General features: G+C 64.0%; 13 protein-coding genes. 5 read left to right on the forward strand and 8 right to left on the reverse strand.

Going from position 1 to position 13,523, the window contains the following annotated elements:
* The first annotated feature begins 17 nt into the window (after positions 1-17).
* A complete protein-coding gene (locus XH89_RS23830) occupies positions 18-1,052 on the forward strand; it encodes a LacI family DNA-binding transcriptional regulator (RefSeq protein ID WP_194462847.1) in 1,035 nt (344 codons plus the stop codon).
* A 38-nt stretch (positions 1,053-1,090) separates the two neighbouring features.
* On the opposite strand, the gene XH89_RS23835 is transcribed toward XH89_RS23830, so the two are convergent.
* The 7 genes from XH89_RS23835 to XH89_RS23865 all read right to left on the reverse strand — a co-directional run bounded on the left by XH89_RS23835 (position 1,091) and on the right by XH89_RS23865 (position 8,231).
* On the reverse strand, positions 1,091-2,455 hold the full coding sequence (locus XH89_RS23835) for a HAMP domain-containing sensor histidine kinase (RefSeq protein ID WP_194462848.1): 1,365 nt from the start codon (positions 2,453-2,455) through the stop codon (positions 1,091-1,093).
* Between the two features lies 1 nt (position 2,456).
* Positions 2,457-3,131, reverse strand: a complete 675-nt coding sequence (locus tag XH89_RS23840) for a response regulator transcription factor (protein WP_194468595.1) — start codon at positions 3,129-3,131, stop codon at positions 2,457-2,459.
* A 244-nt stretch (positions 3,132-3,375) separates the two neighbouring features.
* Positions 3,376-3,723 (reverse strand): hypothetical protein, encoded by a 348-nt coding sequence (locus tag XH89_RS23845; RefSeq protein WP_194462849.1) that lies wholly within the window; start codon positions 3,721-3,723, stop codon positions 3,376-3,378.
* Between the two features lie 80 nt (positions 3,724-3,803).
* The gene (locus XH89_RS23850) at positions 3,804-4,892 is read right to left on the reverse strand and encodes a TRAP transporter substrate-binding protein (protein WP_194462850.1); all 1,089 of its coding nucleotides are present in this window, start codon (positions 4,890-4,892) and stop codon (positions 3,804-3,806) included.
* Between the two features lie 362 nt (positions 4,893-5,254).
* Positions 5,255-6,346 carry a TRAP transporter substrate-binding protein gene (locus tag XH89_RS23855; protein WP_194462851.1) on the reverse strand — a complete coding sequence of 364 codons (1,092 nt, stop codon included), beginning with the start codon at positions 6,344-6,346 and terminating at the stop codon, positions 5,255-5,257.
* Positions 6,347-6,542: 196 nt separating this feature from the next.
* Positions 6,543-7,685: an Mrp/NBP35 family ATP-binding protein gene (locus XH89_RS23860; protein WP_194462852.1), complete on the reverse strand. Its 1,143-nt coding sequence runs from the start codon at positions 7,683-7,685 to the stop codon at positions 6,543-6,545.
* Positions 7,686-7,793: 108 nt separating this feature from the next.
* Positions 7,794-8,231, reverse strand: coding sequence for a VOC family protein (locus tag XH89_RS23865; protein ID WP_194462853.1), 438 nt, complete (start codon positions 8,229-8,231; stop codon positions 7,794-7,796).
* 197 nt (positions 8,232-8,428) lie between these two features.
* Between XH89_RS23865 and XH89_RS23870 the strand changes: the two genes are divergently transcribed.
* Complete coding sequence (locus tag XH89_RS23870; protein ID WP_194462854.1) at positions 8,429-9,301, forward strand: NAD(P)-dependent oxidoreductase; 873 nt, start codon at positions 8,429-8,431, stop codon at positions 9,299-9,301.
* 106 nt (positions 9,302-9,407) lie between these two features.
* On the opposite strand, the gene XH89_RS23875 is transcribed toward XH89_RS23870, so the two are convergent.
* Positions 9,408-10,637 (reverse strand): sodium:proton antiporter, encoded by a 1,230-nt coding sequence (locus XH89_RS23875; protein WP_210345223.1) that lies wholly within the window; start codon positions 10,635-10,637, stop codon positions 9,408-9,410.
* A 423-nt stretch (positions 10,638-11,060) separates the two neighbouring features.
* On the opposite strand from XH89_RS23875, the gene XH89_RS23880 reads away from it, so the two are divergent.
* Genes XH89_RS23880 through XH89_RS23890 form a run of 3 tightly spaced genes read left to right on the forward strand, consistent with a single transcriptional unit; the run spans position 11,061 to position 13,493 of the window.
* Positions 11,061-12,656: a HAMP domain-containing sensor histidine kinase gene (locus XH89_RS23880; protein ID WP_194462856.1), complete on the forward strand. Its 1,596-nt coding sequence runs from the start codon at positions 11,061-11,063 to the stop codon at positions 12,654-12,656.
* 44 nt (positions 12,657-12,700) lie between these two features.
* Positions 12,701-12,904 (forward strand): DUF1289 domain-containing protein, encoded by a 204-nt coding sequence (locus XH89_RS23885; protein ID WP_194462857.1) that lies wholly within the window; start codon positions 12,701-12,703, stop codon positions 12,902-12,904.
* A 28-nt stretch (positions 12,905-12,932) separates the two neighbouring features.
* Positions 12,933-13,493, forward strand: coding sequence for a TIGR02281 family clan AA aspartic protease (locus XH89_RS23890; RefSeq protein ID WP_194462858.1), 561 nt, complete (start codon positions 12,933-12,935; stop codon positions 13,491-13,493).
* The last annotated feature ends 30 nt before the right edge of the window (positions 13,494-13,523 follow it).

Here is a 13,523-nt window from a genome sequence, read left to right on the forward strand (position 1 = left end):
CTAATCACTGAGGCCTGATGGCAAAACGTGGGATCAAGGACGTTGCCGAGCGCGCCGGGGTCGCCGTGGGCACCGTCTCGCGCGTGCTCAACGAACACCCGTCGGTGACCCCCGAGGTGCGCGCGCGCGTCAAGGCCGTGATCCACGAGCTCGGCTATCGGCCCGACCCGTTCGCCCGCAGCATGCGCAGCAAGGTCAGCCGGCTGATCGGCATCGTCATTCCGGGCCTGACCAATCCGTTCTTCGCCGAGCTCGTGCAATGCGCCGAGCGCGCCGCGGCCGATCGCGGCCACAATGTCATCTTCATGACCTCGTTTGACGACGCCGCCAGGGAGGCCGACCGGCTGGCGCAGCTTGCCGGGCGCAAGGTCGACGGCATCATCATCGTTCCCTGCAACAGTCCTCATGCCATCAAGGCGCCCAAAGGGCTGCCGCTGATCACGGTGGACCGCCTGGTCCCCGATCATCCCGGCGTCGCAGCGGATCACCGTGGCGGCGCGCGTCTCGCAGTGGACTACCTCGCCAGGCTCGGGCATCGCCGCATTGCCTGCATCGCCGGCCCGTCCGGCTCGCGCCCCGCCGACGATCGCCTCAAGGGATATCTCGACGTCATGCGCACGCTTCGCGCGCCCAGGGGCGCGAAGATCGAACCGCTTTTCGTCAACGCAGCCTTCGACTATGAGAGCGGCCGTACCGCCGGCACCTTCCTGCTGGCAAGGCCGAGAGCGGAGCGACCGACCGCAATCTTTGCCAGCTCCGACCAGCAGGCCATCGGCTGCCTGCGCGCAGCCAACGATCTCGGCATTCCCGTCCCGGCAGGCCTGTCTGTTGTGGGCTTTGACGGCATCCCGCTGTCCAACCTCATCATCCCACGCCTCACGACCGTCGTCCAGCCGATGGCGCAGATTGCGAACGCGGCGGTCTCCGCGCTGCTTGGCCTCGGCGAGATGCCGGAGGCCGGCAAGCCCCGTCTTTTTCAGTGCGAACTCGTCGTGCGCGATTCCTCCGCCGAGCCGGTGTTGGAGCCGGCCGCGACGAGCGCGTCACGATAAGCTCGTTCGCAGCTCAGTGCGACCTGGCCCCTCCGCTTCTAGGCGGGCGCTGAGGCGGCCTTGTCCGCCAATCTGAATCGCAACGTGAACTCGGCGCCGCCGCCGGGAAGATTGTCCACCGCGACCGTGGCGTCATGATCGTCGGCCACGCCGCGCACGATCGAAAGGCCGAGGCCCGCGCCGTCGCTGCGCTGGCGGTCGCGGCGCCAGAAGCGCTGGAAGATCAGCTCGCGTTCGGCCTCCGTGACGCCAGGACCGCAATCGCGCACGCGCACCGAACCATCACCGCCAACTTCGACATCAACAGAGGTGTCCTTCGCGGTGAACTTGATGGCATTTTCGGCGAGGTTGAAGACCGCGCGCTGGAGCATCGCGGAATTGCCGTGAATCATCACCGGCGCGTCGGCGCCCTTCAGCGCGATGTCCTTGTGCTGCGCGATCGCGAGCGGCGCGATGGCGCCGACCACCTCGGCGCAAACGGCGCGTAAATCCGCGGTCTCGCCGGGATCGAGCACCAGCGTGTCGAGCTCGGCGATCTCCAGGAGCTGGGCGACGATCCGGCTCATGCCCTCGATGTCGTCATGCAAGGCCTGCCTCGCCGCATTGTTGCCGAGCGTTTCGACCCGCGTGCGCAGGATTGCAAGGGGCGTGCGCAGCTGATGCGCGGCGTCGGCGGTGAACTGGCGTTGCACGCGAAAGCCGTCCTCGAGGCGATCCAGCGCGTGGTTGACGGCGGTGACGAGCGGCACGATCTCGCGCGGAATCTGCTCCGTCGGCAGGCGAATGTCGGTGCGAGCAGGGCCGATATTGCTCGCCTTCTCCGAGGCCTCCCACAGCGGCGCGATCGCGCGGCGAAAGATGATGATATCGGTGGCGAGCAACACCAGAAGGATGGGAATCGTGATCCACCCGACCCGGCGGAAGAAGTTGGAGACGATGTCGTCGGTAATGACGTCGCGATGGGACAGGTCCTCGGCGACCTTGATGCGAAACGTGGTGTCGCCGATCGTCTGGATCACGTCGGCACCGGAAATCGACTCCGAGTCGAGACCGCCGGTCTTCTTGTGCGAGGAGAACAGCAGGCGTCCGTCGGTGTCGCGGATGTCGTACTGGTAGCGGCCATAGGCTTCCGAATAGAGACCGCGAAGGCTGTCGGGCAGATTGAACGTCACCCTGCCGTCGGGCTGGACGGTGATCCGTTCGGCCAGCGTCTCGGCCTGCGCGCGCATTGCAGCCCGATGCAGCTGGTCGATCTCGGAGTTCAACAGCCAGAACAAGACCAGCGGCAGGAAGATCGCAACCACCGCCACCGCGATGATGTGCAGGAACACGATGCGCGAGATCAGCGATTTGAACGAGGGCGACCGGACTTTGGATCCGGTTTGGGATCCGGCCTCGGCCACGCTATTTCTCCTCGGCCATCATGTAGCCGACGCCCCGGATGGTGTGGATCACCACTTTGGCGCCGTGTTCGGCGAGCTGCTTGCGCAGCCGGGAGACGTAGACCTCGACCGCGTTGGAGGCGACCTCGCCCTCGAGCCCGAAGATGTGATCCTCGACGTTCTTCTTCGGCACCACCCGCCCCTGCCGCCGCAGCAGGATCTCCAGCACCGAGGTCTCGCGTGCGGAGATGATCCGCGGCTTGTCGTCCACGAAGATCTGGCGGCTCTCGGTGTCGTAGACGAGATTGGCAAGCCGCAGCGAACGGCCGAGCAACTGGCCCGGGCGGCGCAGGATCGCCTCCAGCCGAGCCACCAGCTCCTCCATCGCGAACGGTTTTGCGAGGTAATCGTCGGCGCCGCTGCGCAGGCCGTTGACGCGGTCCTGCACCCCGCCGCGCGCGGTCAGCACCAGCACCGGCAACGGTTCCATCTGCCGCCGCAGCTCGCGCAGCACCGACAGGCCGTCGCCGTCGGGCAGGCCGAGGTCGAGGATCATCGCGGCATAGCTGACATTGTGCACCGCCTCGCGGGCTTCGCCTGCGGTGCTGACAATGTCGCTCTCATAGCCCGCTCCCTCCAGCCCGTTGGCCACGAGCCGCGACAGCTCGGCATTGTCTTCGACGATCAGAAGGCGCATCGCATTCCCGGCCGGATGTTCCGGTGTCATCATGCGGCTCACGCCGCACTCTGGCTCTTTCTACCATTCATTCCGGGCGGCTCGGCCAGCGAAAAGGCGGGTCCCACCGACCTTTTCGTCCGATGTCAGGTTCGTGTAAGCTCGCGGGCCGAACTCATCACCGCCGCAACCCAGAGCGCGCTCGGTCATCTCGTGAGAGATGATGGATTCCTCTATGCTCTGATGATCCTGCGGTCCCTCGCCTTTACTTGCCACTGCACGCCCGAAACGTTGCCCTGAGCGCAGCCAGCTGACCGTTCGTTGCGCCCTCTTCCGCGTCCGCCCGACTCGCCGGCAAGTCCATGTAAACGATCGGCTGATCGAACTGGCTCGCTGTGAAGTCATGCCGCCGGCCTCCGATCCGGTTGTAAAAATGATCGCCGGCCGGCAGAGGCGTTTTCAGTAGATCGCCACCGAAGAGTTCGTGAACGAGCAACGCAGTGGCGTTGCATTGTCCGGCCGCGGGATTGACCGCCGTCCATTGGCTGGCCGTCGACAACGACCATGCCTTGCGCAGCGCGCCTTGAACCTCATCGGGATCGAAGTTCGTCATCACCTCCTGCATCGTGAGGCGCCCTCAAGCAAAGGCCCCGGAGCTTTCGCTCCGGAGCCGGCATTCGCCAAATGCCGCCCTCAGCTCTGCGCGTGACGCGCCATGAAACTGTCGTAGGCGAGCTCGGCCACCTGGAACCACGAGTAATCGTTGTTCGAGAAGTTCGTCAGCGACTCGTAGACTTTCTTGAAGTTCTCGTTGGTGCTCGCAATCTCGCTATGCAGCGCCTTCGCCGCCTTGAAGGAAGCCTCCATGACCTCGGGCGGGAATGCGTGCAGCTTGGTACCGCCCGCGAGCAGGCGGCGTAGCGCCTGCGGATTGGCCTGATCGTATTTCGCCATCATCCAGTTGTTGGAATAGTGGCCGGCCTGCTCGAGAACGGATTGGTAGTATTTCGGCAGCGCGTTCCACTTGTCGAGATTGACGAAGCTGAGCAGTATCGGCCCGCCCTCCCACCATCCCGGATAGTAGTAATGCGGCGCGACCTTGTAGAAGCCGAGCTTCTCGTCGTCGTAGGGTCCGACCCACTCCGCGCCGTCGATCGTGCCTTTTTCCAGCGCAGGATAGATGTCGCCGCCCGCGATCTGCTGCGGCACGGCGCCGAGCTTGGCCAGCACCTTCCCGGCGAAGCCACCGATGCGGAATTTCAGTCCGTTGAGATCTGCGACGGTCTTGATCTCCTTGCGGAACCAGCCGCCCATCTGGCAGCCGGTATTGCCAGCCAGCAGCGAGATCACGTTGTAGCTCTTGTAGAACTCGTTCAGGATTTCCTTGCCGCCACCCAGCATGTACCAGGCTTGGTTGATGCGCATGTTGGGGCCAAAAGGCACCGACGAACCGAAGGTAAAGGTCGGGTCCTTGCCGAAATAGTAGTACGAGGCGGTGTGGCCGATCTCGCAGGTGCCGTTCTGCACGGCATCGAGCACCTGCAGGCCCGGCACGATTTCGCCACCGGCGAAGGTCTGGATCTGGAATTTGTTGTCGGTCGCCTCGGCCACGGCCTTGGCCATCACCTCGGCGCCGCCGTAGAGCGTGTCGAGCGATTTCGGCCAGCTCGTCGGCATGCGCCATTTGATTTCCGGCATCGACTGCGCGATCGCCGGCGCCGCGAGCGTGGCGGCACCTGCCGCACCAAGTCCCGTGACCTTGATGAAGTCTCTTCTCTTCATGATGTCCTGCCCTGATGTATCAGTGATTGTGAGCCTTCTTGCCGAGGCTTGAAGGGCAGCATGACGCAAGGCTCCGGCGATTTCCACTGTGATCGCACTGCGGCAAAGAAAAAGGCCGGCCTCGCAAGCGAGATCTAGCCCTTCGACTACGACTTAAGCCGTAGATGGCACGCGCCGACGCTCAAATTTCGGATTAAACGATTATAGATTCATGCCACTGTTTTGCCCGACGTGTCAAATCACCCGTTCTACTGTGCATGGGGTTGTTTTGCAGATTTTGAATGCACCTGCCGCATCGTCCATGAAAAAGCCCGGCCTCGCGAACGAGGCCGGGCTCTGCCGTCTTGCGACGTGCTCGAAGATCAGCCGCGGGTGCGCGAGCGGATCATGAAGCTGTCGTAGGTATATTCGGCGACCTGCCACCACAGATACTCGTCGGAACGGTAGGCCTGCATGGCGTCGATCGACTTCTTGAAGTCGGGGTTCTTGGCCGAGATCTCGCCCCACAGTTCGTTGGTCGCCTTGAGGCAGGCTTCCAGAACTTCGTTGGTGAAAGGACGAAGCTGGGTACCGCCGGCGACCAGGCGCTTCAGCGCCGACGGGTTCTGCATGTCGTAGCGCGCGGCCATCCAGCTGTTGGCGTTCGCCGTCGCGTTGGCGAGGATTGCCTGGTAGTTCTTCGGCAGCGAATTCCACTTTTCCAGATTGGCGAAGGCATGGACCATCGGACCGCCTTCCCAGAAGCCCGGATAGTAATAGTACTTCGCAACCTTGGCGAAGCCGAGCTTCTCGTCATCGTAGGGGCCGACCCACTCGGCCGCGTCGATGGTGCCCTTCTCCAGCGCCGGATAGATGTCGCCGCCGCCGAGCTGCTGCGGCACCACGCCGAGCTTCTGAAGCACCTGACCGGCGATGCCGCCGATGCGGAATTTCAAACCGGACAGATCAGCAACGGTCTTGATCTCCTTGCGGAACCAGCCGCCCATCTGGGTGCCGGTATTGCCGCAAGCGAAGCCGATCACGTTCGCCTTCTTGAAGAACTCGTTGCCGAGCTCCTGGCCGCCGCCCTGGTACCACCAGGAGTTCTGCTGGCGCGCGTTGAGGCCGAACGGCACCGAAGCGTAGATCGCGAAGGTCGGGTCCTTGCCGACATAATAATACGAGACGGTGTGGCACATCTCGACCGTGCCGTTCGAGGTCGCATCGAGCGCCTGCAGTGGCGGAACGATTTCGCCGCCGGCGAACACCTGGATCTGGAATTTGTTGTCGGTCATCTCGGCGACGTATTTCGCCACCTGCTCGCCACCGCCATAGATGGTGTCGAGCGACTTCGGGAAGCTCGACGTCATGCGCCACTTGATCTCGGGCGAGGACTGCGCGATCGCCGGCGAGGCCACCGCGGCGGTCGCCGCCGCGCCTGCTGCCGACACTTTCAGGAAATCACGACGCTTCATCTTTAGGTTTCTCCTTGCTGGGGCGTTCCCCCGAACTTCTTCTTTGCCGCCGCTCATTCCGCCGACGTCGCTTTGCGCCGCGTCGAACCGGGGGGCTTGACTGCCGAGGGCGTTTAACACGGAAGCCACTCGCGCGGAACGCGACAATGGCATGACGGGGGGCGACGAAAGTCGCATGTCCCCAGGCAATCAGGCTTCAGGCGGCTGCGATGGCGTCCTTGAGCTGGTCCCGGACCAGTCCCGCAATGGCGCGATAGATCGCCGCATGGGGGCCATCAGGCTCGCTATCCACGACCGGATTGCCGGCGTCCGAGGTGGCACGAATCGCCATGTGCAGCGGAATTTCGCCCAGGAACGGGACGCCGAGCTTCTCGGCCTCGTGGCGCGCCCCGCCATGGCCGAAGATGTCGGATTTCGTGCCACAATGCGGGCACTGGAAGTAGCTCATGTTCTCGACGATGCCGAGCACGGGCACGTTGACCTTCTTGAACATGGCAAGGCCGCGCCGCGCGTCGATCAGGGACAGGTCCTGCGGGGTCGAGACGATCACGGCCCCCTTCAACGGCACGTTCTGCGCCAGCGTGAGCTGGGCATCGCCCGTGCCCGGCGGCATGTCGACGACGAGCACGTCGAGCGTGCCCCATGCGACGTCCCGCAGCATCTGCGTCACCGCCGACATCACCATCGGGCCGCGCCAGATCATCGCGGTCTCTTCCTCGACCAGGAAGCCGATCGACATGATGGCAAGGCCAAAGCGCCGGAGCGGAATCATCTTGCGCGCGCTGTCGAGCTCCGGCTTCTCGTGCAGGCCCGTCAGCCGCGGCACAGAGGGGCCGTAGATGTCGGCATCGAGCAGTCCGACCTTGAGGCCGAGGTCGCGCAGACCCAGCGCCAGATTGAGCGCGGTGGTCGACTTGCCGACGCCGCCCTTGCCCGAGGCCACCGCGATTACGGCGGCGACACCGGGGATTTCGGACTGCCGGGCCATCGGCGATTGGGCGCCGCCCTGCGGCGGCGGCTTGTGGGCGTGGACCGGCTGCACGCCCGGCGTGCCGCGGCTCGGCTGCGGAAGCGGCGGTGGCGTGGACCCCGGCTTGCGTTCGGCCGTCAGCGCCACCATCACGGTGGTCACGCCGCGAATGCCGCGCACGGCGGCCTCGGCCTCCGCCCGGATGGGCTCCCAGGCGCGCGCCTCGGCGGCGTCGACATTGATCGAAAAGAACACCTTGCCATCGGACGCGCTGATCGCGCTCAGCACATTGGCATTGGTGAGCGCGACCCCGCGGGGCGACTTGATCTTGGCGAGGCTGTCGAGGACCTGTTGCTGCGTCACGCTCAAAGCGCATCTCCCAGAGAGAGCATGATCCGGAAAAGTGTGAAGCGGTTTTCCGACCAGATCATGCTCAGGACTTCAAGATGCCCCATTAGAGCGGAAACGGCCAAAAGGCTACTGCCTGCCGATATCGTCCGCCATCTCGGCGGGCGCTGCCCCCTGCTCCTTCGCGGCCTCGTAGTTGAGCTCGATCATGACCCCGTTGGGATCGTGGACGAAAATCTGCCAGAGGTCGCCGCCGGGCACCTGGCGGGAATCAAATGTCATGCCCTTGGATGCCAGCCGCTGCTTCATACCGTCGAATCCGCGGCTGACGAAAGCGACGTGGTGGACAACGCCGGAATCCGGCTTTTGTGGCTCCTCGGTCGGCGAAATATCGACAAGGTGCACCACCGGCCTGCCCTCGCTGTACATCCAGGCTCCCGGGAAGGCGAAATTCGGACGGGGGCCTTTTTCCAGACCCAGCACGTCCTCGTAGAAGCGGACCGTCTCGGCCAGCCTGCGGGTCCTGATGTTGAAATGATCGAGCACGCCAACGCTCACGCCGCCCATGCTTTTGCTCCCTTTTTTCTTTTTTCGAAGTCCTGAAGTCCCCCCATCCTAGCACAGGGGGCCGCCAAACGAAGCCGTTGCCCTCCCGGCCTAACGGTTTATGGTGCGCCCGGTCCGCTGCACGGCGGAACCTCGAGATCCCCGGCTGGCGCCCCTCGCCCGGCCGCAACCGTAAAACTCAAGCTACGGACACACACATGGCTAAAGTCGCTTTCCTCGGTCTCGGCGTGATGGGCTTCCCCATGGCCGGACACCTCGTGAAAAAAGGGGGCCATGAGGTCACCGTCTACAACCGCACCGCCGCCAAGGCGAAGGAATGGGCGGACAAGTTCGGCGGCAAGACCGCAGCGACCCCGAAGGCCGCAGCCGAAGGCCAGGATTTCGTGATGTGCTGCGTCGGCAACGATAACGACCTGCGCGCAGTCACGATCGGCGCCGACGGCGCCTTTGCCGGCATGAAGAAGGGCGCGACCTTCGTCGACCACACCACGGCGTCTGCCGAGGTCGCCCGCGAGCTCGACGCCGCCGCGACCAAGGCCGGCTTCAAGTTCATCGACGCCCCGGTCTCGGGCGGCCAGGCCGGCGCCGAGAACGGCGTGCTGACTGTGATGTGCGGCGGCGCGCAGGATGTCTATGCCGGCGCCGAGCCGATCATCACAGGCGCCTATGCGCGGATGTGCAAGCTGCTCGGGCCCGCCGGAAGCGGCCAGCTCACAAAGATGGTCAATCAGATCTGCATCGCCGGCCTCGTGCAGGGTCTCTCCGAGGGTATCCACTTCGCCAAGAAGAGCGGCCTCGACGTCGCCTCGGTGATCGAGACCATCTCCAAGGGCGCCGCGCAATCGTGGCAAATGGAGAACCGCTACAAGACCATGAACGAGGGCAAGTACGATTTCGGCTTCGCAGTCGAATGGATGCGCAAGGACCTCTCGATCGCGCTGGCCGAAGCCCGCCGCAACGGCGCCAATCTTCCTGTCACCGCGCTGGTCGACCAGTTCTACGCCGAAGTCGAGAAGATGGGCGGCAAGCGCTGGGATACGTCGAGCCTGCTGGCGCGGCTGCAGCGCTGAGCGGATCGATCACGAACCAAGGGTCGCGTTCGCTAGGATTGCGATGACGCTTAAGGGCGAGAGGCTGGCAGCTTCTCGCCCTTCTGCTGCCCGATTGTCGCGGCGACTAGCCGTCCGCCAGGAGGCCGAGTTTGCCGGCCAGCCATTTCGTGGTGGGAGCCTGTATCAGGATGGTCATGAGGACGGCGATGAAGGTGATCGACGCAATCATGTGCGCGCCGGGCGCCTTCATTCCGATCAACAGGCCGGCGAGCGCGGCCGGAATGACGCCGGTCTCGCGCGTCCAGGACATGAACAGCATCTCGTTGAGGCTCCATTTCGCGCGGCGATCGGGCGCTGCGCACAGGAAGACCGTGATGGGCCGTGCGACGAGCATGAACACGACCACGATGGCGATGCCGCTCCACAAATACTGGCCCATCAGCGGGAAATCGACCTGCGAGCCCAGCAGGATGAAAATGAACATCCGCATGATGAAAGCGGTGGTCGCGACGTATTCATCGAGCTTTTGCGCCTCCCCCGCTTCCATCCTGAAGCCGAACGAATCCTTGTTTCCCAGCACGATGCCGAAGACGAAGACCGCCATGAACCCGCTGGCCTGCAAGTCGTCGGCCGCGAAATAAGCGCCGATCACGGCAACCAGAGTGACCACCGGCGCATATTCCGCGAGGAATGCCCACTTTTCATGGGCGATCAGCAAGGCGGCCAGGTATCCCATCACGCAACCGGCAATGACGCCGACGAGCGATTGTTTGAGCAGCCCGAGCAGAGAAGCGGTCAGCGAGAACTCGCCGGTTCCCATTGCGACCGCCAGGACGCCAAAGGTCACGATCGCTCCCATGGCATCGTTGAGCGCCGACTCGCTCATCACGGTCTGCGCCACGCGATCGCGAATCTTGACCTGCCGGAAAATCGGAACCAGCGTCGCGGGATCCGTCGAGGCGAGCGATGCACCCAGCAGCAGCGCGACGATAAAGGGAACACCGAGAATGAAATAGGCCGCGACGCCGGTGATCGCGGCCGTAATCACGACGCCGACCGTGGCAATCACCACAATCGTGATCCACGTCTGCTTCAGGACCTCGAGCCTCAAGGAAGCCCCGCCGTCGAATAGAATGTAGCTTGCGCCAAAAAGAAGAATGATCTGGCTTAACGCTGAATCCGCTTTGATGTTGATCAGTCCCAGCACGTCCGGCCCGACCAACATGCCAACGATCAGAAACAACGCCACATCCGGCACTCTGACCTTCTGAGCCAGGAAGCCCGTCAGCGTTCCGATGGCCAGGATAAGTCCGCCGGAGAGCAACGTCTCCTTCGCAACCTGAATTGAGCTCACCCCTTCCAATTCCTTCTGCGCAGCGCGAGAGGATGAGGAGATCGGCTCGCCTTGTCATCCCCCGATACCATGGCGGCCGCGCTGGCGATGCTGCCTGACGGGTCGTGAAATGACAAGGGCTCGGTTCCCGGCGCGCTCCCGATCGGGCTGTGCCTGTGCCTCCCGTCCCTGCGGGACATGCGATGTCGACCATTCGGCAGCATCGCCGTGTCGGTCGGCGTGGCGAGTTGCCTTCGCCAAGCCCTTGCTCGATGCACGCTCAAGCCGGGTCCAAGCCGGAACGCCGAGGCTGCGCCCGGGCGAAACTTAATCGCTCGTTAACGTAATTCTTTAGCTCCTTAAGTCACCTCTTAAGGATTTCTTGCCAGAGATAGACAATGCAGAAGTCCCACGTCCGACGTGGGCAGGAATCGTTGTTGCTTGATGAGTAACCCCGCTGAAAAGCCTGAGGTAGTGCAGCTTCCGGCCGAGCCGGTCAGCGCTCCATCAGCGAGCAGTCGAAGGGCTGCGGCGCAGCGGGTGCGCGAGGCGCGCGATAAGTTAACGTCGACCAGCGGAACCCGGCCGGCCTTCGACGCCGAGCTGTTGCGCCAATATGCACAGACGCGGCTTTCGGCGTCCTATGTCGTGATGCTGCTGGTGGTCGCCACCGGCGTGTTGTTCGGGTTGTGGATGCAGCCGATCCCGGCCGCGCTCTGGACCACCGGCATGCTCTGCATCCACGCCGCCATGATCCGCAGTTGCCGCCGCTTCCTCGCCGAGCCTGCTTCGCCCATCGCGACGCGCGCCTGGCGGACACGCTTCGTCGTGCTCGACCTGCTCTATGGCCTGTGCTGGATGGCGATCCTGATCCATCCCGTGCTCGACATGGTCACGGAAACGCTGATGATGTTCCTGATGCTGCTGGTGATCGCAGTGTCGAGCATGCTCGCCGCAAATCTGCCGATCGCAGCGCTCGCCGCCACCGCGCCGGTCGCCGTCGCCATGGCGCTGAGCTTTGCGATCACGGGCTCACTGGACAATTACATCCTGGGCGCGCTCGCACTCGCCGCCGAAGGCTATTTCGTGTTGCTGGCGCACCGCCTGCACTCCTCGACCTTCGCCGCGCTGGAGGCGCGCGCCGAGAAGGACGCGCTGATCGGCGAGCTCGAGCAGGCCAAGGCGATCTCGGATGAAGCCCGTCACCGCGCCGAATCCGCCAACGTCGCCAAATCGCGCTTCCTGGCGCAGATGAGCCATGAGCTGCGCACGCCGCTCAACGCCATTCTCGGCTTCTCCGAGGTGATGAAGAGCGAGATCTTTGGCGCGCATGCGGTGCCGGTCTACAAGGAATACTCGGCTGACATCCATAATTCCGGCGTACACCTGCTCAACCTGATCAATGAGATCCTCGACCTCTCGCGCATCGAGGCCGGCCGCTATGAGCTGAACGAGGAAGCGGTGTCGCTGGTCGGCATTGTCGCTGACTGCCATCATCTGATGAAGCTACGCGCCTCGAGCCGGGGCATCACCATCCACGAGGTGTTCGAGCAGGCCATGCCACGGCTCTGGGCCGACGAGCGCGCGATCCGCCAGGTCGTGCTCAACCTGCTTTCCAACTCGATCAAGTTCACCCCGCAAGGCGGCGAGATCTGGCTCAAGGTCGGCTGGACCGCTTCAGGCGGGCAGTACCTTTCAGTGAAGGATACCGGCTCCGGCATCCCCGAGGACGAGATCCCGGTCGTGCTCGCATCGTTCGGCCAGGGTTCCAACTCGATCAAATCAGCCGAACAGGGCGCGGGGCTGGGCCTGCCGATCGCGAAGAACCTGATCGATCTGCATGGCGGCACGTTCACGCTGAAATCGAAGCTGCGCATCGGCACCGAGGTGATCGTCACCTTCCCGCCGGAGCGCGTGATGAGCGCGCTGGCGCCGCTGTCGGAGGATGCGCCGCCGCTGCAACCGGAGGGCTTCATGGTGCCTGACGAGAAGCGCCGGCCACGCCACAAGCCGATCATGAGCGCGGGCACGGGCTCTTAACGAGATGCTTGCAGACATGCCCGACGATCCCCCACTATGTCCGTATGAGCAAAGAAACGCCGTGCGTCGCCGTCTGTATGATCGATCCCAAGACCAAGCTGTGCTTCGGCTGCGGCCGCACCTTGCCGGAGATCGCGCGCTGGCACGCGATGGAGAGCGCGGAACGTCTCTCGGTCATGGCGCTCCTGCCGGCGCGCAAGGCCGACGCCGGTTTGCAGCCGATCGCAGGATCGCCGAAGCGCACCTGACGGGCCTGCACGTCTTCGGAGGCGCACGATGATCCGCTTCCTGCTCGTTCTCGTCATGCTTGCAGGCACGGCAGGCGCCGTTGTCGCCTATGGCGATCCCGGCCAGATCGCGCGCGCAAGCCACAAGGTCTCGCACATGCTGCGCGGCCCCTCCGCGTCGCTCGCACCAGCACCCGCGGTGCAGATTCAGCGTGGCCAGGGCGGCGAATTCGCGCTGCGCGCAAAAATCAATGGCGTCGCCGCGCCGATGGTGATCGATACCGGCGCGACCTCCGTTGTGCTCACCTGGGAAACCGCAAAGGCGATCGGGCTGCCGCTCGAAATGCTCGAATATGACGTCGACCTCGAAACCGCCGGCGGCCACACCAAGGCGGCGCGGCTGACGCTCGACCGTCTCGCCGTCGGCCATCTCGTCGAGAAATCGGTGCCGGCGCTCGTGGTGCAACGTGGGCAGATGAAGACCAATTTGCTCGGCATGAGCTTCCTCGATCGCCTGGAGAGCTGGGGCGTACGCTCCGACACGCTGATGCTCACAGGCTATCCGGAGCTGCAAAGCAGCCACCGCCGCTCACGCACGGCGCTCGACTAAGACCGTCACTGCGCCGTCCTCTGCCGCGCA

The sequence above is a fragment of the Bradyrhizobium sp. CCBAU 53340 genome (assembly GCF_015291645.1).
Taxonomy (GTDB): Bacteria; Pseudomonadota; Alphaproteobacteria; order Rhizobiales; family Xanthobacteraceae; genus Bradyrhizobium.